This is a genomic window from Sphingobacterium haloxyli (assembly GCF_002980525.1).
In the GTDB taxonomy this organism is placed as follows: Bacteria; Bacteroidota; Bacteroidia; order Sphingobacteriales; family Sphingobacteriaceae; genus Sphingobacterium; species Sphingobacterium haloxyli.
This window is the reverse complement of record NZ_PVBQ01000006.1, coordinates 53,244-72,694: the sequence shown is the minus strand read 5'-3', so window position 1 is coordinate 72,694 and position 19,451 is coordinate 53,244. Positions and strand designations below refer to the sequence as shown.

The window sequence follows — 19,451 nt, the reverse complement described above, 5'->3', positions numbered from 1 at the left end:
AGATGCAAGGAAAAAGAAAAATTTGGATAATTGCGGTCGGTTTAATTCTCCTGTTAGGATACGGAATCTGGGAAGCTTACAACCAACCGTCCATCAAAGATTTAGAAGGCGGTTTTGAAGAGGTAGCGTTTGTTCGAAATGAACAGAATAAGGGGGGAATTATGCGTGTGTATGCCGTGACCGTAGACGACATGGAAAACGCACAATATGATGCCTGCGCAGATATGTTTCCTACCAACGATTATGGGAGTACAACGAAAATATATTTTTTCGATAAGTCAAAACCCTACCCGACCAGTTTGACAATTGAGCCGCCTCATTACGATACAGACCAATATGAAGCGGTTATGATTCTTAAACGGACAGGATCTGACACGAAATAAAAAGCTATCTTTTTCGAGTACGTGCGGCAATAAATTCCTTAGGAGACACTTTCATCACATGGAGAAACACCCTGTTGAAATGCACAGCCGTGTTAAACCCGCATTGATAAGCTGTTTCGGCGATACTTTCTACTTTATTGTTAACTAATAATTGACATGCACTTTCAATACGTATTTCGTTGAGGAAAGAGATAAATGTTTTTTGCGTATGTTTTTTAAAGAATTTACAAAAAGCGGTCGGCGTTAGATGGATCAGCGCCGAAACTTCTTCAATCGAGATCGTTCGTCTATAATTTTCGATCGCATATTTAATCACGGTATGGATACGAAGCCCATCGGCCTCTTGGAAATGAACCTTATTTAAACCAGAATACAAGGATATAAATTTGTCTTCCCTAGCTACCAGTTCCTTAAAGATATACAACAGATTAATCAATTTAGATGCGCCTTCTTTACGATATAGGGATACGAATAACTCCTTCAATGGTATCGCGAATTGCTCTGGCAGCAACTTACTAGCGTCCAATGAATAAAACAACGATTTAACCACCCTCATTTCGTTCATATCAAAGAACGGACGTAGCTTTTCCAACGAGAAGAAGAGGTGTATAATGCGTATCCGCGGTTCTTCCGCAATGTGCTCGTCTTTAAAGAACAGATGCGGATCATTAGGCTTAATAAGGAATAACTGATTTTCCAAACAAGGCCGTATGAGGTTGCCCAGCATAAGCGCCCCCCTTCCCTCTACAATGTAGGTAATTTGGAATTCCCGATGCCGATGATAATATTCGTAAAAATTCGTTCCCGTATTATCCATGACGTAAAATGCCTCGTCGCCCCGCACGGGTACGGTAAATTCGATTGGCTTTCTATGTTCCGAAGACTTCATCATCATGATATAGCCCACGGCTTAAGCCATGGGCTAAAAATTATCAATTAACCTAAAAATGGATAACGGTAATCCGTTTCGGGATTAAAAGTCTCCTTGATGGTACGTGGAGACACCCAACGCAGCAAGTTGATCATCGCACCGGCTTTGTCGTTCGTACCCGAACCTCTAGCGCCACCAAAAGGTTGTTGGCCGACGACAGCTCCCGTACATTTATCATTAATGTAGAAATTACCGGCTGCATTACGCAACTTATATGTAGCCTCATCTATGGCATAACGACATTGGGAAATAACCGCGCCTGTCAAGGCATAAGGAGATGTTTTGTCCACCAGTTCCAACGTTTCTTCCCATTTGTCATCTTCGTAAAGATAAACCGTCAGTACAGGACCAAATAATTCTTCTGTCATGGTTTCATAATCCCCTACCTTAGCTTGAATAACCGTCGGGTGAATAAAATAGCCTTTTGATTTGTCGTATTCGCCGCCAATAATAACTTCTGCATCTGTTGCGGCTTTCGCCCGGTCTATGTAGCTGGTGATTTTGTCGAATGCTTTTTCGTCAATAACAGCATTGATAAAATTACCGAAATCTTCCGTACCGCCAATCTTGAAGGAGCTTATGTCACGTTCCATGCGCGGACGAAGATCATCCCACAATGATTTAGGGATATATGCACGGGACGCCGCCGAACATTTTTGGCCTTGGAATTCGAAAGCTCCACGGACCAACGCGGTGTTAAGGACATCAATATCGGCCGATGGATGTGCCAAGATAAAATCTTTTCCACCTGTCTCGCCTACAATGCGAGGATACGTCTTATAGCGGTGAATATTTTCACCTATGGTGTTCCATATATTTTGGAATACAGCCGTAGAACCAGTAAAATGAATACCTGCAAAATCTGGATGTTTAAAGATTACATCTCCTGCATCTGGCCCAGAAACATAAACTAAGTTAATCACGCCATCCGGAACACCTGCTTCCTTAAATACTTCCATGATGATATTCGCCGAATAGATCTGCGTGTTGGAAGGTTTCCATACAACTACATTTCCCATCATCGCAACACTAGATGGTAAATTTCCGGCAATAGCCGTAAAATTAAATGGCGTCAACGCGAAAACAAATCCTTCTAGCGGACGTTGCTCAACTCTATTCCAAAAACCTTTTGGACTCACAGGTGGTTGTTGACTGTAAATTTCGGTCATATACGCTACGTTGAAACGTAAGAAATCAGCGAGCTCACAAGCGGAGTCAATCTCGGCTTGATAAGCATTTTTCGATTGGCCTAGCATCGTTGCTGCATTGATGACGTAGCGGTACTTTGTTGCTATTAATTCAGCCGCCTTTAAAAAGATAGCTGCGCGTTGCTCCCATGGAAGTTTCTCCCAATTTTCCTTTGCTGCCAAAGCAGCGTTGATCGCATCTTCAACGTGACTCTTTGTCCCTTCATGGTAGTAGCCCAAGATATGCTGATGGTCATGTGGAGGGGTCATCTTCGCTTTGTTTCCTGTACGCACTTCTTTTCCTCCGATGTACATGGGAACATCTACTTCCTGTGCTCTCGCCTCTTTTATAGCCGCTTCTAATAGCTCCCTTTCCTTTGTACCAGGAGCATATGAATTAACCGGCTCATTAACTGGTGTAGGAACATTAAAAAATCCTTTTAACATAACTGTGCTCTTTTTTTAATTTGAGATAAAATTACCTATTCTATAGTACGTTATATATACGGATTATGTTTTTATATAAACATATATTGCCACATACCAAGATATAACAGGAAATACCGGCAAAGATAAGTTGCTAGTACTTTATTTTAAGGGCAATGAATACCTTAGACCAAAGCCAAATTGGACCGATCGTCACCAGCCGCCAGACGTCTATCCATGCGGTATGACGAGGCGTTTTTTTAGTTTGTAAAAGAGTCGTTGATAACCCTATAATAGTTAATACGGTACAAACTAACCATACTGCAGGCCCACCATCGCGTTCGAGATATTCCAGCTGGACGATAAAAAAGCTCATTACAGCGATGGTGAAAAGCATGGCATACGATAGTGTTGGAGCCAGCCGTAAATACAAATAGATGATGACGGCAATGTAGAAAGAACCCCAGTTTAGAAAGGTATCCATATGCATGCGAACCAGAAAATCAAGTTTAGGAAACGGAATCATCCAAATCAATCCCAAAACACCAAAAAATACAAATGCCAGACTGATAGCATACAGCCCCATATTGCCCATGGAAAAACGTTGATCCATTTCGTAAAAATAGCGGTCGACAACCCTATCAAAGTCTGGCGTTTTACGTCCCTTATTGTATCGCTTACTCATATACGCAAAGGTACATATTATCTTTTAAGCTCTTGTCCCATGTTGTTTTCGGTTTGCCCAGTAAAATACGACAGGGATAACGGTAAAACTCAAGAATAAACATATAATCAATCCCCCCACAATCATGATCGCAAGCGGTTTTTGGATCTCCGATCCCATGCCTGTAGACAACGCTGCAGGAAGCAAACCAACCGATCCCATTAAAGCGATCATGACCACCGGACGTATTCTACTTTTAACACCGGAATATATAGCGGGTAATAATTCCATACGATGACGGATGTTATCGCGAATAACTCCAATCAGCACAATACCGTCGATCGTCGCCACACCAAACAAAATAATAAAGCCTATCCCAGCCGAAATGCCAAAGATGGTACCGGTCGCCCACAAAGAGATAAATCCACCGATAAAGGCAAACGCTAAAGTTAACGAAGACACGAGCGTATCTTTTATATTTCCAAAGTTGAAATACAATAATATTAAGATGAGCGTCAAGCTAACTGGAACGACGAGGGCCAATTGTTTTGCCGCCCGTTCCTTACTTTCAAATTCACCCGCCCATTCCATATAGTTCTCCTGCGGCAGCGAGACTTCGTTAGCAACGATTTCTTTTGCCTCGTCTATTGTGCTACCCAGATCACGTCCCTCTATGCTAAATCCAACACCGATGTATCGGCTACTCCCTTCCCGATAGATGAACGCCGGTCCCGTTTGATAACTCACCGTTGCGATCTCCTGCAAGGGAATATTCTGTCCGCTACTGGTTGGAATCAAAATATTCTTGATTTTTTCGGGTGTGTCCCGGTAAGGTTCGTCAAAGCGTAATACGACATCAAATTGCCGATCGCCCTCGTAAAATTTTGTCGCCGCCTGACCACCGATTGTCATTTCTACCACCGCTTGGACATCCGCCGTAAACACACCGTATTTTGCCATTTCCGAATCATGCAGCTGAATGCGCAATTCAGGTAGACCGATATTTTTGTAGACGTTAATATCCGTAATACCACGCACTTTCTCGATAGCCGATGCTACTTGATTGGCATAATCTTCTAGGTTGTATAAGTCGTCCCCAAAAATCTTGATGACTAGCGAGCTCTTCACCCCCGCCACAAACTCCTCGACATTATCCTGTATCGGCTGACTGAACCCGAAAGTTACACCTGGGTAATGATCTAATTTTTCCCGTATATTTTGGATTATATCCTCCTTCGTGATTTTACGCGTCCAAGTTTCAGCATCCTTCAACTGTACGTGAAATTCGATATTAAAGAAACCAGTTGGATCGGTCCCGTCATTCGGTCGTCCCGTTTGTGTTAAGACGAAATCTATCTCTTCCGCACTATCTTCCATTAAAACTTTCATCTCTTTTGCCAAGCGCGTGGACTCGCTCAAATTTACACTATTCGGTAAGGTCGCACGAATATAAATAGCTCCTTCGTTCAGTTTTGGCAAAAATTCGGAACCATAATGCATAAACTTGAATAAACACAACATTAAAATACCCAGAAAAATACCGATCGTTGTTTTTTTATACCGAAAACTTATTGCAAACAATCCAAAAATAGAACGTTGAAAAAACCGCGTTACCATGTTCTCCCGCTCCTCTATGTTTTTTGTAAACAAAAGTTTACACATTGCAGGTACATATGTAAGGCTTAGAATCAAAGATCCTAACAGTGCGTAAGCCAATGTAAAGGCCAAAGGGCTGAACATTTTTCCTTCTACTTTCTGAAAAGAGAAAATTGGCAACAAGGCGACGATCAGGATAATTAAGGCGAAGAAAATATAAGAAGCAACACTTCCGGCACTTCTCTTAATGACCCCCAGCTTGCTCATCTTCGCAAAACGTTCTGGCCCAACGCGGTGTGACAAGCCGGCTAATGCTACAAATACAGTTTCTACGATAACCAGTGTACCTTCCAGCAACAAGCCGAAGTCCAGCGACCCCATGGATATGAGGTTCGCGGGCAATCCTTGTATCTTTAGCATCACAATAGCGAACAAAAAAGACAAAGGGATAACTGACGCAACGATAAAAGTAGACTTCCAATTGTACAAAAAGATAAACACAATCAAGGAAACCAATAGGATACCCTCTATCAGGTTGTGAGACACGGTCCGTACGGTATTGTCCACTAAGTGTGTACGGTCGAGAACCGGCTCAATACGTACGCCTTCCGGCAAAGCACGTTCATTCAACTCGTCTATTTTCGCCTTCAAATGGGTGATCACCTCCGAAGGATTCTCGCCACGAAGCATGATTACAATTCCTTGCACTAAATCATCCTCATCGTTAAATCCAACTTGTCCCAATCTGGGCTTATGTGAAATTTCAACCTCTGCAACATGTTTTATTAAAATCGGAGTCGATCCATTCAGTTTAACGGTAATATTCCCGATATCTGCCAGTTTATCCAACAATCCCACGCCCCGTACCACATACGCTTGATCACCTCGTTCGATAACATCTCCTCCGACATTAATATTCGATTTCGATACGGCTTCATAAACATCTAGCGGCGAGAGGTCATAATTCTTGAGTTCAGCCGGGTGAATCTTGATTTCATAAATTTTCTCTTCACCGCCAAAACTAACAATATCAGCAACACCCGGAACACCTAAAAGCTCCCGTTCGATAACCCAATCTTGCAAAGCCGTCAATTCCTTAATTGGTAGATCGCCTCTTATTACATATCGAAAAATTTCACCTGTCGCTCCAGACGGCGGTTCCACCTCCGTGTCCGTACCATCTGGTAAGTCGACGCCCGCTAATTTATTGGAAACATACTGTTGCGCATAAAAGTCTTCTACACCATCCTCAAATTGAACCGTTACCACGGAAAGTCCAAATAAGGAGATGGAGCGCACGTTCGATTTCCGTGGAATGCTATTCACTTCTTTGGATATGGGTAAAGTTACTAACTTCTCCACTTCCTCAGCGCTTCGACCAGGCCATTGCGTAATAATACGCGCTCGCGTGTTGGTGACGTCTGGAAATGCTTCCACTGCGGTATGGCGCAAAGCATAAATTCCAGCAAATACTAAAATCATCACCGCAAACAGTACAATGGTTGTATTTTGCAATGAAAACGTAACGATATTTTGTACAAACTTCTTCATTCCCCCTAGTTTATTGGTTCAGCTGTTCGAAAATCAACAGCGCATTCGTTCCTACAATCATCTCGTTTGCATGTAATTTTTCTTTGACATATGTATACTCTTCATTGTCTCCGAGTATAGTTATCGGACGGACGTCCATGTCACAGCTGTCTCTATACACCACCATATACTCTTTGTTATTACTGAACACCTTTGCACGGTTTGGAATAGCCAAAGCCATTTCCGCGTCTTTACGATTAAGATCAATAACGATATCAGCGCTTAGACCGGGCATTAAGTCCATATTCGGGTTCGGCAGTACCACACGTGCTTTTAACACATGTTCGTTATCATCAAAGGTATTATAGATCTTGTCAATTTTGCCTTCGTAGAACTTATCTGGATAAGCGATCGTACGCACCTTCACCTTATTTCCCACCTGTACGTGACGCAAATTAGTCGCGTAAATGTTTACCATTACCCACACCTCTTTCAGGTTTGATATAGAAAAAAGTGGTTCGCTATCGCCCGTTACACTTTGTCCGGGGCTAATAGACTTTTGAATAATATACCCGTTTTTGGGTGCCAGCAGATGAAAGGCATCTTTTCCCGCCGCCCGGTATAAGGACAAGCTTTCGTTGATCCGCTCTAGCTCTAATATAGCGCTTTCCAGTTCATGCTCTACAGCTAACACATCCTGAGTCGTCGCTAAGCCATCGGCTGCCAGCTCCCGCGTACTTTGCGTTTGCTTTTTTAACAAGACAATCTGATTCTCCTGAAACCGCTTTTGTTGGTATAGTTCCTGTATCTGCGCAGATTTTATCGTCGCCAGCACTTGCCCTTGCTTCACTTGGTCCCCTAACTCAAAAGATACGCTTTCTACAACACCTTCCAATAAGCTGCGGAAAGCAACCATATTGTTTTCGTCGTAATCTATCTTACCAGATAGTGTCAGCTGCTCTGTGATTGGTTGTTCCTTTACCTCGATAATTTCCGTTGCTTTCTTCAGCTGATGGTTTAGGCAGAACGCTTCCCGCTCTGATGATTTCTCTTCGACTTCTGGCGTACAAGCGCTAAGACTCCAGAGTAACGCCGCAGTACCCCAATAAATTTTCCTTGTCATATTCTTTTTAAAAGTCTTTACCTAATAAATATTGTAGTTCTTCGAACGTGAGGTTATAATCTTCCCATATTGCTACATAGGATTCTTGTGCTTCCCTATGGGATTGTACGTAGTCAATAAACTCCATTAACGTCACCTGCTTTTCCAGCAGGTGTTTATGGTAGTTTTCCATCATTTTCTCCTGCGGTTCGGCATTTTCCCATCCATTCAGCATATTTTCGTACCCCAGTAACTGTTTTTTATATTGGTTTACTTCTTCTTCGAGTTCAGACTGTAACCCTTCATAAATCACCTTCTCCTGGTCAAGCTGATAGCGGGCTTTTTGTATGTTTCCTTTATTGCGATTGAAGATGGGTAAATCTATCGACAGGTTTAGCCCGATAAAGTCTTGCATAATATTCCCGCCGCGGTCATATTCCATCCCTACGGTCATATCCGGTTTACGGTTGGCGCGTTCAAGCGTTAGTTCGCCCTCCGCTTTTTTTATGGAAACAGCTTGCTTCTGAATAGCGATGTTTTGTTCGGCCAGCAAGGTCTTTATATCTGCCGGAAGCAAAATTGTCCGACTCGTAAATCTTTGGTTAACCTGTAACTGATCGAGTTCCAAATCAGATAGCCGTGTCAACATGCGGAGTTTAGAAAGATTCGTTTCCATATCAGCTTCGAGGTCGATTAAATCCTTCCGCAAACTCGCTAATTCGTTGTTTACTCGGAAATAGTCTGCCTTCGTTATGTTTTGCTGACTGGCCTGACGGTCATATTGATTTTTCATTTGCTCGAAAAGCTGCACAATATGCATCAATTGCGAACGGTTATATTTTACCGACGAGAGTTGATAAAACGTCTGCCGCAGTTCCTTTTTTAGTTCACGAACGAGCTCCTCAAATTCGTAGACAGCCATCCGATGTTCCAAACGTTTTATAGCTACTCGCTTTTTCCGCTTTCCAGCAGTTTCGATCAATTGTTCCAAACCTACGGAAATTTGTTGTGTCTCTCCCCAGCTCCCAAACATAGGCGTCATTCGCTCCCCCCCGGGATTTGTCCACAGGTTAACTTCACTTATGGCCAAAGTGGGATTCTCCCATACTTTTTCCTGTACAATTTCTGCTTCAGCTTTGCTTATCTCAAACTTCTCGGCAATGACTAAATAATTACGTTGCAAAAAGCTGGCTTCAAGCTGATCTAAACTATAGGGTTGTGCATAGCCTATAAAAACAGCACAAAGTGTTAAAACAGTTAAATAATATCTCACCTTCTATACATTTTTAACAAATGTACGTCAGCAAGGTTAAGCTAAATTTCGTGATAGATTAGAATTTGATTAGAAATGCAAGTGGACAGTCGTTCCCTGCGTGCTCGAAGAGATCTCCATCTCTACTTGGTGGAGGGAAAAAATAATATTCGCCATCGATAACCCGATACCTTTCCCCTGATATTTTTGTGTGTTATGGCCTCGATAAAAATTTTGTCGGATATGTTGCAGATCCTGTTGCAGAATGCCAATCCCTTGATCGATAATAGAGACGACCAATTTATTTCCCTGCTCACGAAACCTGACCTTAACTATTTTATTATTCGAATATTTAATCGCGTTTTCTAGAACGTTTCCGATAGCCAATTCAAGTAATTTGTCGTTACCCTCGACGGTCAATAAAGCATTATCTTCGACTTGAAGATCAACATCAATATGTGCTCGGTGGTAAAGCACCATATTTTCCACAAGCTGCCAAAGCACTTCATCGACCCTTGTCGGCTGTAGTTCAAAATTCGTCTTTGCGCCCGAGAGGAGCATCATTTGGTCCAATGTTGTTTGCAGGTCAAGTGTGTACTGCCTTAATTGTGTAATCGCCCGTTCGTACTCCTCAACAGATCGAGGTTTACTTTTGGTTACCTCCAACGTCCCCAACAACGCCGTTATCGGTGTGCGCAGTTCATGGGACACGTAATCGATAAAATTCTTTTGCACGTTGAAGGTCTTTTCTATACGCTTTACAAAGTGATTATAAGTATTCACTAAGTCTCCGATCTCCGTATAAGTCTTGGCCAAGGAAAGGGGCTCGTTAAAGTTTTTACTATCACGGTCTTTAATTTGACTAATAATCTTGATGATAGGCTGATAAGCTATATAGCTTAAATACTGCGAGAAGAGGAAGATAAACACTATACCGAATAAAAAAACAGCCATCAATATTTGAAAGAGGGAAGACATCTGCGCACTAAACTCAGTCTTAGACTCCCGCGTAATCACGACGAAATCGCCTTCATTATCTGGATAGAAGATACCATTGTAGAAGAATAAATCAGTCTTAAAAAAAGCATTTCCCATGCGTCTTACATCCGCTATAAATGAAGAAGGAATTTCGTCAGGTGTCTGCATATCTCCGTTGTACACGTTATCCAGGCTATCAAACACGACAATATGTTGTCGAGAAATCGTACGGTACAACTGATTTTTAACATTGGTGTGTTCTAAAAAAGAAAGCTCGTCCTTCTCTAGATAATAAATGGCGGCAAGTAACGACTTACTTTCCAGTGATTGCTGTTCTTTTCGTTCCAGTTGTGCATAATAGGAAAGATAAATCACGATCGAGAATACCAGCATGATGACCCCAAACATCACGACAGAATATAGCGATAACCTATGTTTTAACCTCATATGCTATACTTTGAACATATATCCTACACCCTTGACGGTAAAAATATACTTGTCATTTTCCTTCTCGATTTTACTTCGGAGATAGGATATATAGACGTCCACTACATTCGTATGGTTGTCAAACGTAATACCCCAGACTGCGTTTAGAATTTGCATCCTAGTGACTGTTTTTCCTTCGTTTTCTACCAGATAGATAAGTAGCTTGTACTCTCTGGGAGACAAATCAACCGGCTCCTCTCCCAACGTAACTTTATATTGTTCAAAATTGATGTGTAGGCGTCCAAGCTGTAGCTCAGCCTTCGGTATTTCCAGGTGGTCATATCTTCGTCTGCGTGTAAGCGCTCGGATGCGTGAAAGTAGCTCATCAAAATGAAAGGGTTTCGTAAGATAATCGTCCGCACCGTAATCTAATGCCGATATCTTATCCTGAACACTATTCAACGCGCTTAACATAAGGATAGGAGTAAACACTTTTTTGTAGCGCAGTGTCTGCAAGAGCTGCACACCATCCATATCCTCCAACATGATATCCAAAATAATAAGATCCCATTCGATGTTGATATATTGTTTTAATACATCTTCCGCGTTTTTACATAACGTTACCATATAGCCACGCTCCTCCAGTCCTTTAATTAAAAAGTTACTGATCCGGTTATCGTCTTCTACTACAAGAATTTGCATACGCTGGTATTTATTCAAAAATAAGGAATTTGGGGTAAAGAAGCCAAAGGGGACTTCTTTTCTGTTCTATGTGGCATCAAGATGTTAAAAAGGGGACAATGCAACACTGCACAATCCCCTCATTAATCTAGAATGTCGCATACAAATATTTGAGGTCTGTATAAACTCATCCTTAGTACTACCCCTCTTCTCAAAGATTTGAAGCGACGATTTTTATGAACTAGTGTTTACTTTAGTGTTCATGAACTCACTTCGTTCAGTTTACGCTACTTTTCTCTAAAAAAGTAGCAAAAAGGTTATTACTACTTCGCGTATGAAACGGATCTTGTCTCACGAATAACCGTGACCTTGATCTGACCTGGATAGGTCATCTCCGTTTGGATACGGTTGGATATATCTGCTGCCAAGATCTCCGCCTGCGCGTCGGAAACCTTCTCTGATTCAACTACGACCCGTAATTCGCGACCGGCTTGAATAGCGAATGTTTTTTCAACCCCTGGGTAAGAAAGAGCCAGCTCCTCCAATTCCTTCAAACGTTTGATATAGCTCTCAACGACCTCGCGACGGGCACCTGGACGCGCACCGGAGATAGCATCACATGCCTGGACGACTGGCGAAATCAACGAGGTCATTTCTATTTCATCGTGGTGTGCCCCGATAGCATTGCAGACATCAGGATGTTCTTTATATTTCTCCGCCAATTGCATACCCAAAATCGCGTGTGGCAATTCCGGATTGTCGTCAGGTACTTTTCCGATATCGTGCAAAAGACCTGCCCGCTTCGCATGTTTTACATTCAGACCAAGCTCTGCCGCCATCGTTGCTGCAAAGTTGGCAACTTCGCGAGAGTGCTGTAATAAATTCTGTCCGTAGGAAGAACGGTAACGCATACGACCAACCATACGTATCAGTTCCGGATGAAGGCCATGTATACCTAAATCAATTGCCGTACGCTCGCCAATTTCAACGATTTCATCTTCGATCTGCGTCCGCGTCTTCGCCACGACCTCTTCAATACGGGCGGGGTGAATCCGTCCATCAGTCACCAATCTATGTAGCGACAAACGGGCTATCTCACGGCGTACGGGATCGAATCCAGATAATATAATCGCCTCTGGGGTATCGTCTACAATGATTTCAACGCCCGTGGCAGCTTCCAAAGCACGAATGTTACGTCCTTCGCGACCAATAATTCGGCCTTTAATTTCATCGTTTTCAATATTAAAAATAGATACGGTATTTTCGATAGCTGATTCGGTTGCTGTTCGTTGAATCGTTTGGATTACAACTTTTTTGGCTTCTTTTGACGCAGTCAATTTTGCTTCGTCCACGATATCTTTGATTTGCATGATGGCTTGCGAACGCGCTTCCTCACGAAGCGAGCTAACCAATTGTTCTCTAGCTTCCTGAGCAGACAAACCAGCGATAGTTTCCAGTTGTTTGATGTGCTGGTTCTTTAATTGATTTACCTCTTCCGATTTTCTCTCGTTGAGTTCAATTAAATGATCAAGTTTCTTGCTTTTGCTATCTAAATCTTGCTTTTCCCTATTGAGGCTTTCCAATTTTTGATTCAGCGACTGCTCCTTCTGCCGAATCGTATTTTCTTTTTGTGCCACCGCACTATTGCGTTGGCTAACTTCCTTTTCATGCTCTGCCTTCAATTGCAGAAACTTTTCTTTTGCCTCTAAATTACGTTGTTTTTTGTGATGCTCAGCTTGTTGTTCAGCTTCCTTAATGATGCGTCCCGCCTTCTCTTGTGCCGCTTGTTCCTGTTTCTTGAAGACTGTCTGCAACAAAAAACGACCAATAACGATACCTATAATAAGCGAAATTATAATTGAAATAATTGTAATTAAATCCATTGTTTATATATATGTTATTTCTGTTTATTCAAAAAAAAACCGCAATTAAATGTAACAGGTCCCATGTATTATTAAACTTCGATTACACATGATTTGAGCAATTGATCATGACCTAGATGGCTTTCGCAAAATGGCCTACATCTTGTTTCGCTCGTGATATTGAAGCGTTAAGTTTAAAATAGTGACAACCCGAATTTAATTGCGGCAAATTCGTCGTTATAAGCTCTGAAATAAAGAACGATATCGTTATTTTCTAAAGAAATCCGTTAAAATAACATCCAATTCATGAACTTTCTCCTCCAATCCATTCTCCTGTTGCTGTGCACTACGCTCGGCTTTTATCATACCTGTGGCATACTGCAAGACACACATAGACAACAAATCTTGTTTATCACGAACTGCATAATTTTCTTGCAATTCCTTTATTTTTTCATTAATTAATTTCGCAGCGTATCTAATCACTTCCTCCTCTTCCGTCGCCACCCTCAATGGATAAACACGGTCTGCGATATTTATTTTTATGGAAATTTCTCCCATGTTTTTTTGAGCTTAAATAACGTAACAGGCTTATGCCTTTACCCTTTCCCTACTTCAACAAGCCTATACATCTGTCTATTTCTCGCACAAAATCGTTAATTTTTTGCTTTGTGTCAAGTATTTTTTCATTTATAGCTTCTTTATCTACCTCCGAATCATCCAATGTTTTTGCAACTGCCAAAGCCTTAACCTTTTCCTCCAACTGCTGTACTTTATTTGTACTTGTTTGAAATGCTACCTGTAAAGATTGTACTTCCAGCTTTAATAAATCATTTTCTTCCTGCAAGGCCTCGCACAACTGAATTAGATTCTTCGTCTTCTCGACAATGACATTCATTTGTGTAGATAGTCCAGCCATATAATTTTTTCGCAATTAATCGTTAAACGTACCCATTAGCGCGCTACCGCACCAATTTCTTGCTCAAAGTTAAGCAATAATTTTTTAATTATGGCCTCAATTTGTTTGTCATTTAACGTTTTTTCTTCGTCTTGCAGTGTAAAACTCAATGCGTAGGATTTCTTGCCTTCGGCAAGTCCGGCGCCTTTGTAAACATCAAAGATATTAACCTCTTTAAGTAATTTACGTTCGGTTTTCGTCGCTATTCGCAAGAGCTCGTCGAACGTCACCACATCATCGATTAGTAATGATAAATCTCGGCGTACTGCTGGAAATTTGGACACCTCTCTATATTTTATCTTATTTTTACGTATTATCTTAATGACAAGATCCCAATCAAATTGAGCAAAATAAACTTTGTTATCTACATCGGCTTTTTTCAGATTACCGGCAGAGACAGAGCCTAAGGTCACCAGGACCTTTTGCCCCTTCATGTAATTCAGCCCATAATCAAAATAAGTTTCATCCGTTTCCTGCAACTGCAGTCCTGCGATATTCAAACGTTTGATTACAGCGTCAACAGCCGCTTTCAAATGATAAAAGTTCGTCTTTTTACTCTTTAAATCCCAATGCTCCTCTATTTGATCGCCCGCTATGCATAATGCTAATTTTTGCTGCTCCTTATAGCCTTCTTCTGTCTTAAAATAGGTTTTACCGTACTCGAAATATTTAGCATTTGGCTGTTTTCGTTTTTGGTTGTAAGCTACCGTCGTCAATGCGGAAAACAACAGGTTTTGACGCATTGTATCTAAATCCGAGCTCAGCGGATTAACCAAACGAACAGCCGTTTGCTCGTCTTCTATAAACGACAATTTCGTAAGGGAATTGTTTAATATCTCGCGGTAGCCATTTCCTATCAATAAATCTGCAACCTGGTTTAACACCACTTCTTTATCCGGCTTTTCTGTTGTATTCAAAGAAGATTTAATCTGCGACTTTAGTTCGATATTGTTATAACCGTAGATACGTAACACCTCCTCGATAACATCTACCTCTCGGGTAACGTCGACTTTATAAGCAGGCACACGCACTGTAATTTCTTCGCCGTTCTCTTCTGAAACGCCGATCCCTAACGCTTCAATAATTGCTTTAATTTCTATATCGGGTATTTCCTTACCGATCAATTGACGCACTCGACCATAATGAACGGGGAATATAAACGGCGAGACGGGTCTTGGATAGCTGTCGCTTATAGAAGAAACGATCTTACCACCGGCGATCTCCTGAATCATTAATGCCGCTTTTTGCAATGCATACACCGGCATATTGGGATCTGTACCGCGCTCAAAACGAAACGAAGAATCTGTTTTTAGACCGTGACGTTTCGATGTCTTCCGTATCGATACGGCATCAAAATACGCCGATTCCAAGAAAATGCTGGTAGTTGCCTCGTTAACACCCGAATACTCACCTCCAAAAACACCAGCGATACACATCGGCTTATCCGCATCTGCGATAACCAGATCTTCTGACGAGAGCTTTCTTTCTACGCCATCTAATGTTACAAAAAGCTCGTTTTCTGCCGCGTACCGTACGACTATTCTATTTTCGGCAATCTTCGCTGCGTCAAACGCATGCAGGGGTTGCCCCAAATCGTGTAATATATAGTTTGTGATATCTACTATATTATTTATAGGACGCACGCCGATTACATTCAGTTTTTCTTTCAGCCAATCGGGCGACTCTACTACGGTAATACCGGAAATAGTCACTCCGGCGTACCGTGGGGCTGCCTCAGGCGCTTTTACTTCTACTTGCACACCTACTTCCGTTCCTTCTTCAAAAGCAGATACATCTTCTAGTGTATAAGGTTTACGGAAATACGCCGCCAAATCACGAGCGACACCTAAATGCGACGCAGCGTCTGCCCGGTTGGGTGTTAAACCGATTTCATATCGGAAATCGTCTTGGATGTTAAAATAATCTTTTACCAGCGCGCCTACTACCGCATCAGCGTTCAGCTCTACGATGCCCGCGTGTGAAGTTCCTAAACCGATCTCGTCCTCACCACATAACATCCCCTCCGAAACTTCTCCGCGGATTTTAGATTTCGTGATTTTAAAAGGTTCACCATTTGTCGGATGGCAATACGTTCCCACCGTAGCTACGATTACTTTTAGCCCCTCCCGCACATTGGGTGCACCACAGACAACATGCAATAATTCCGGTCTGCCAACATCCACTGTTGTGACTTTTAATTTATCCGCATTGGGGTGCTGTGCGCATGTTTTCACTTCTCCTACAACTAAACCTTCTAAACCACCTGGAATGCTCTGCACCGTCTCTAATAACTCCACTTCCAGTCCTATGTCTGTTAAAATCAAGGATAGCTCTTCTGGTGTTTTATCGATGTTTATGTAGTTCTTAAGCCAATTATAGGAAATATTCATGTTGAATCTTTATTTTAGGCACAAAGATAGTTTTTTTGGCGTGTTCGGTAAAACGTTTTCTGTTGATGCTGATGAACACGTCGTTTTTTTGGCGAAAATATGGAGATTAAAATCCGGTATTTTATCATTTTTGCTGTTCAAAAACGTCGTTTAAGAGTGTTTTTAACGCGTTTTCTATTTAAAAACACCAGCATACAGCAGGGACAGGAAGTGATAAACAATGAGTCAAAACACATGAACAATGGGCCAAAGCATATCAACAGTGCGCCGTAGCGTACCACCTGTAAGCCACAACACATGTACAATGGGTCTAAACACATGCACAATGAGCCAAAGTAGATCACCAATGTACCGTAGCGTACCCCCCGTAAGCCACAACACAAATGCAGAACTTCAAAGTGCATCGGCTATGCGTAAAAACGCATGTACAATAAACCAAACCCCACACGTAATGGAGCAAAGCGCATCACCAACGCGCCATAGCGTACTATCTAAGATCTATAGCATGTATTCGGTAAGCCAGGATAGATGCGCTTTACTTCCGCTTACAGATTGCTTTTCGCTCTTCGCTAGGAGAAAGTCGAAATAGTTCTTTGTATCGCGTGGCAAAGTGCCTGGCACTGGAAAAATGTACTCTATCGGCAATCTGTTCGATAGAGAGATGGGATCTTTTAAGCAACAACTCCCGACCTCTATGCAAACGAAGTATACGAATATATGCATGAAGTTTAACACCGCTTCCTTCAAACGCACGGCTCAGATTTCTGGTTGAACAGCCTAGCGCAGCGGCAATACGGCTGCGATCCAGATCTCGTTCCATATAATGCTCTAGTATGTACGCACACGCCCGACGACTAAGAATATCCAGTTTTTTTTCTGACATAGGAATCCAAGATAGCGATTTTCTCTAAAATCAAATTTAATCCTTACTTTTGGGCTCTTTTTAGGGTAGAGAAATATGAGTATAAGCAATAATAACAACAATCAGCAAGACAGTTTATTAGGAGACCTTGAAAAAACCATCATCATCAACCAATTGATGGGCGCCCCTTTTTCGGAGCGGGATGAACAGTGGCGAGATCATTTTTTGAGCCATATCGATGGAGCAAACCTCAAACTTGGTGAACCGGAAGTAGCGATTAGCAAAGACGGGTTTCCCTACATACAACTCCAGACGGTTGCTGCTGGTGAGAGTTTTCAGGCGTTTGTTATCAAAAACCAGCTAAACACTATATTAGATCAAGGCTTTGGCATCGCCATCAATGCACATTTACAGCAGCCTGATTGGATTTTTTCCTACGGTGATGTCGTAAATCTTAAATTAAATGGCTCTTTTTACTCCGATAAAAGTGTCTTTTCCAATTCGAAAGAATATCTAGGTATTGATAAGGACGAAGAGATTTTGGTAGGACAGCCTGCTGAAGAGATTTTTCCTAATTTTCTTCGGAGACAGATTCGCGAGTTTTTACGATATTCCGGGGTCAAAAATCCAAAAATTATGTTAATTGCGCGTAATTACACTGATGAAGAGCGTGCATCACAGGATTTGGTGTTTAATATTATACCTGCACAATTTCAGTCGGAAAAAGACTTTAACGCCATCATGAACACCATACAATGGTTTTTACCAAAACATTACTCATTTTTCGGTGTGGATGAACTGGCCATCGAAAATGGATTTCAACCCCTCTAACAAAATCAAAATAAACTCAAATGTATTTTAACGTACGTGTTTACGGTCTATTAATTACAGATACCAAGGAAGTTCTTATTAGTGATGAAAAGACGCTCAATGTATCTTTCACTAAATTTCCTGGCGGCGGGCTGGAGTACGGCGAGGGGTTAATCGATGCCCTAAAGCGAGAGTTTATGGAAGAATGTCAATTAGATATAGACATTGTTCGGCATATATATACCACAGATTTCTATGAACGATCCAGCTTTAACGACAGCCAGATTATTTCTATCTACTATCAAGTGACCGCGAAAAGTCCGATCTTATTCGATATAAAAACAAGTCCTTTTGATTTTTCCCACGAAAAACAACAAGAAAAAATGGAGGTCTTCAGGTTTATGCCAATCGATATTCTGCAAGAAGCTGATTTGACATTTAAAACAGACCAGATGGCTTGGCATCAATTCAAAAAATCGGCATTGTAAAAAACGCGATTACAGTCCATCAATTGGCGAAGAGCCCTTGGAAGATAACCGCGTCTTCAGTTTATTTCAAAAAATACGCTAGTGCAATCACGACTACAATACCGACGATAATAATGATCAGATTTCGTTTACCTTCATTATCCGACTCTCCGCTTTTAAATTTATAGTCTCTTTTGAATTTGTTCATATCCATAACTGCCTCCTTTTTCTATGGTGATGATAATAAACGTAAACCTAAATAAATTCACTTTTATATGCAAAAATATAACGCATATAAAATGAACTTACTTTAGCTCTCCTCGGCCTTTAAAAAATACTTAATAGCGGAAATTCACATAGATAATTATTTATTCGTGGTGGTAGGGCTCTCCCCGTTGAATTGTAAATGCCCGATAAAGCTGCTCCACAAAAAACAAACGAATCATCTGATGAGAAAATGTCATTTTGGACAACGATAACTGTTCATTGGCCCGTTCATATACTTCTTCTGAAAAACCATAGGGACCTCCAATGATAAATACGACATGCTGAACAGAACCCACCATTTTCTGCTCCAGAAACTTCGCAAACTCTAGAGAACGAAATGCTTTTCCGCGTTCGTCTAATAAGACCACAAAGTCCCCATTCTTCAATTGTTTTAGGATAAGCTCACCTTCTCTGGTCTTTTGTTGTTCCTGCGTTAAGTGCCTTGCGTTTTTAATATCAGGAATAACGAAAATATCAAAATGTACATAATGCTTTAGCCGCTTCGCATAATTTTCTATGCCCATTTTAATAAAACTCTCATCCGTTTTTCCGACACACAATAAAGCTACTTTCATTGAAATTACCTATAAATTCTAACATCAAAAAAGCCTGGGAGTAATCTGGCGATTTCCCAGGCTTTAAAAATATAATCCCGTAAACGGGATAATCAACCTAAACCTAT

18 protein-coding genes are annotated in these 19,451 nt (G+C 41.4%); 3 read left to right on the top strand and 15 right to left on the bottom strand.

Annotated elements, in window-relative coordinates:
• The first annotated feature begins 2 nt into the window (after positions 1-2).
• Entirely contained in the window at positions 3-383 is a 381-nt protein-coding gene (locus tag C5745_RS09160; protein WP_105716702.1) for a hypothetical protein, read from the top strand.
• 4 nt (positions 384-387) lie between these two features.
• Here the strand turns inward: C5745_RS09160 and C5745_RS09155 are convergent, their stop codons facing one another.
• The 13 genes from C5745_RS09155 to C5745_RS09095 all read right to left on the bottom strand — a co-directional run bounded on the left by C5745_RS09155 (position 388) and on the right by C5745_RS09095 (position 17,246).
• Positions 388-1,278, bottom strand: coding sequence for a helix-turn-helix domain-containing protein (locus C5745_RS09155; protein WP_105716701.1), 891 nt, complete (start codon positions 1,276-1,278; stop codon positions 388-390).
• 41 nt (positions 1,279-1,319) lie between these two features.
• Positions 1,320-2,948: an L-glutamate gamma-semialdehyde dehydrogenase gene (gene pruA / locus C5745_RS09150; protein ID WP_105716700.1), complete on the bottom strand. Its 1,629-nt coding sequence runs from the start codon at positions 2,946-2,948 to the stop codon at positions 1,320-1,322.
• Between the two features lie 133 nt (positions 2,949-3,081).
• Entirely contained in the window at positions 3,082-3,612 is a 531-nt protein-coding gene (locus tag C5745_RS09145) for a DUF962 domain-containing protein (RefSeq protein ID WP_105716699.1), read from the bottom strand.
• 24 nt (positions 3,613-3,636) lie between these two features.
• Positions 3,637-6,738 (bottom strand): efflux RND transporter permease subunit, encoded by a 3,102-nt coding sequence (locus C5745_RS09140; RefSeq protein ID WP_105716698.1) that lies wholly within the window; start codon positions 6,736-6,738, stop codon positions 3,637-3,639.
• 10 nt (positions 6,739-6,748) lie between these two features.
• Positions 6,749-7,840 carry an efflux RND transporter periplasmic adaptor subunit gene (locus tag C5745_RS09135; RefSeq protein WP_105716697.1) on the bottom strand — a complete coding sequence of 364 codons (1,092 nt, stop codon included), beginning with the start codon at positions 7,838-7,840 and terminating at the stop codon, positions 6,749-6,751.
• A 7-nt stretch (positions 7,841-7,847) separates the two neighbouring features.
• Positions 7,848-9,092 (bottom strand): TolC family protein, encoded by a 1,245-nt coding sequence (locus tag C5745_RS09130; protein ID WP_105716696.1) that lies wholly within the window; start codon positions 9,090-9,092, stop codon positions 7,848-7,850.
• A gap of 69 nt (positions 9,093-9,161) precedes the next feature.
• Positions 9,162-10,496, bottom strand: a complete 1,335-nt coding sequence (locus tag C5745_RS09125; protein ID WP_207795760.1) for a sensor histidine kinase — start codon at positions 10,494-10,496, stop codon at positions 9,162-9,164.
• A 3-nt stretch (positions 10,497-10,499) separates the two neighbouring features.
• Positions 10,500-11,177, bottom strand: a complete 678-nt coding sequence (locus tag C5745_RS09120) for a response regulator transcription factor (protein ID WP_105716695.1) — start codon at positions 11,175-11,177, stop codon at positions 10,500-10,502.
• 302 nt (positions 11,178-11,479) lie between these two features.
• Positions 11,480-13,039 carry a ribonuclease Y gene (rny, locus tag C5745_RS09115; protein WP_105716694.1) on the bottom strand — a complete coding sequence of 520 codons (1,560 nt, stop codon included), beginning with the start codon at positions 13,037-13,039 and terminating at the stop codon, positions 11,480-11,482.
• Between the two features lie 246 nt (positions 13,040-13,285).
• A complete protein-coding gene (locus C5745_RS09110) occupies positions 13,286-13,576 on the bottom strand; it encodes a cell division protein ZapA (RefSeq protein WP_105716693.1) in 291 nt (96 codons plus the stop codon).
• A 49-nt stretch (positions 13,577-13,625) separates the two neighbouring features.
• The gene (locus tag C5745_RS09105; protein ID WP_105716692.1) at positions 13,626-13,934 is read right to left on the bottom strand and encodes a hypothetical protein; all 309 of its coding nucleotides are present in this window, start codon (positions 13,932-13,934) and stop codon (positions 13,626-13,628) included.
• A 35-nt stretch (positions 13,935-13,969) separates the two neighbouring features.
• A complete protein-coding gene (gene pheT / locus C5745_RS09100; protein WP_105716691.1) occupies positions 13,970-16,363 on the bottom strand; it encodes a phenylalanine--tRNA ligase subunit beta in 2,394 nt (797 codons plus the stop codon).
• A gap of 535 nt (positions 16,364-16,898) precedes the next feature.
• Positions 16,899-17,246, bottom strand: a complete 348-nt coding sequence (locus C5745_RS09095) for a helix-turn-helix domain-containing protein (protein WP_105716690.1) — start codon at positions 17,244-17,246, stop codon at positions 16,899-16,901.
• 75 nt (positions 17,247-17,321) lie between these two features.
• On the opposite strand from C5745_RS09095, the gene C5745_RS09090 reads away from it, so the two are divergent.
• Positions 17,322-18,056 (top strand): hypothetical protein, encoded by a 735-nt coding sequence (locus tag C5745_RS09090; RefSeq protein ID WP_105716689.1) that lies wholly within the window; start codon positions 17,322-17,324, stop codon positions 18,054-18,056.
• Between the two features lie 20 nt (positions 18,057-18,076).
• Positions 18,077-18,523, top strand: coding sequence for an NUDIX domain-containing protein (locus C5745_RS09085; RefSeq protein ID WP_105716688.1), 447 nt, complete (start codon positions 18,077-18,079; stop codon positions 18,521-18,523).
• 61 nt (positions 18,524-18,584) lie between these two features.
• On the opposite strand, the gene C5745_RS20730 is transcribed toward C5745_RS09085, so the two are convergent.
• Positions 18,585-18,716: a hypothetical protein gene (locus C5745_RS20730; RefSeq protein ID WP_262508122.1), complete on the bottom strand. Its 132-nt coding sequence runs from the start codon at positions 18,714-18,716 to the stop codon at positions 18,585-18,587.
• Between the two features lie 154 nt (positions 18,717-18,870).
• A complete protein-coding gene (gene rlmH / locus C5745_RS09080; RefSeq protein ID WP_105716687.1) occupies positions 18,871-19,344 on the bottom strand; it encodes a 23S rRNA (pseudouridine(1915)-N(3))-methyltransferase RlmH in 474 nt (157 codons plus the stop codon).
• Positions 19,345-19,451 lie beyond the last annotated feature (107 nt).

Coding starts and splice junctions, on each gene's coding strand:
- C5745_RS09160 (WP_105716702.1), top strand. CDS start 3: ATGCAAGGAAAAAGAAAAATTTGGATAATTGCGGTCGGTTTAATTCTC.
- C5745_RS09155 (WP_105716701.1), bottom strand. CDS start 1,278: ATGATGATGAAGTCTTCGGAACATAGAAAGCCAATCGAATTTACCGTA.
- pruA (WP_105716700.1), bottom strand. CDS start 2,948: ATGTTAAAAGGATTTTTTAATGTTCCTACACCAGTTAATGAGCCGGTT.
- C5745_RS09145 (WP_105716699.1), bottom strand. CDS start 3,612: ATGAGTAAGCGATACAATAAGGGACGTAAAACGCCAGACTTTGATAGG.
- C5745_RS09140 (WP_105716698.1), bottom strand. CDS start 6,738: ATGAAGAAGTTTGTACAAAATATCGTTACGTTTTCATTGCAAAATACA.
- C5745_RS09135 (WP_105716697.1), bottom strand. CDS start 7,840: ATGACAAGGAAAATTTATTGGGGTACTGCGGCGTTACTCTGGAGTCTT.
- C5745_RS09125 (WP_207795760.1), bottom strand. CDS start 10,496: ATGAGGTTAAAACATAGGTTATCGCTATATTCTGTCGTGATGTTTGGG.
- C5745_RS09120 (WP_105716695.1), bottom strand. CDS start 11,177: ATGCAAATTCTTGTAGTAGAAGACGATAACCGGATCAGTAACTTTTTA.
- rny (WP_105716694.1), bottom strand. CDS start 13,039: ATGGATTTAATTACAATTATTTCAATTATAATTTCGCTTATTATAGGT.
- C5745_RS09110 (WP_105716693.1), bottom strand. CDS start 13,576: ATGGGAGAAATTTCCATAAAAATAAATATCGCAGACCGTGTTTATCCA.
- C5745_RS09105 (WP_105716692.1), bottom strand. CDS start 13,934: ATGGCTGGACTATCTACACAAATGAATGTCATTGTCGAGAAGACGAAG.
- pheT (WP_105716691.1), bottom strand. CDS start 16,363: ATGAATATTTCCTATAATTGGCTTAAGAACTACATAAACATCGATAAA.
- C5745_RS09095 (WP_105716690.1), bottom strand. CDS start 17,246: ATGTCAGAAAAAAAACTGGATATTCTTAGTCGTCGGGCGTGTGCGTAC.
- C5745_RS09090 (WP_105716689.1), top strand. CDS start 17,322: ATGAGTATAAGCAATAATAACAACAATCAGCAAGACAGTTTATTAGGA.
- C5745_RS09085 (WP_105716688.1), top strand. CDS start 18,077: ATGTATTTTAACGTACGTGTTTACGGTCTATTAATTACAGATACCAAG.
- C5745_RS20730 (WP_262508122.1), bottom strand. CDS start 18,716: ATGGATATGAACAAATTCAAAAGAGACTATAAATTTAAAAGCGGAGAG.
- rlmH (WP_105716687.1), bottom strand. CDS start 19,344: ATGAAAGTAGCTTTATTGTGTGTCGGAAAAACGGATGAGAGTTTTATT.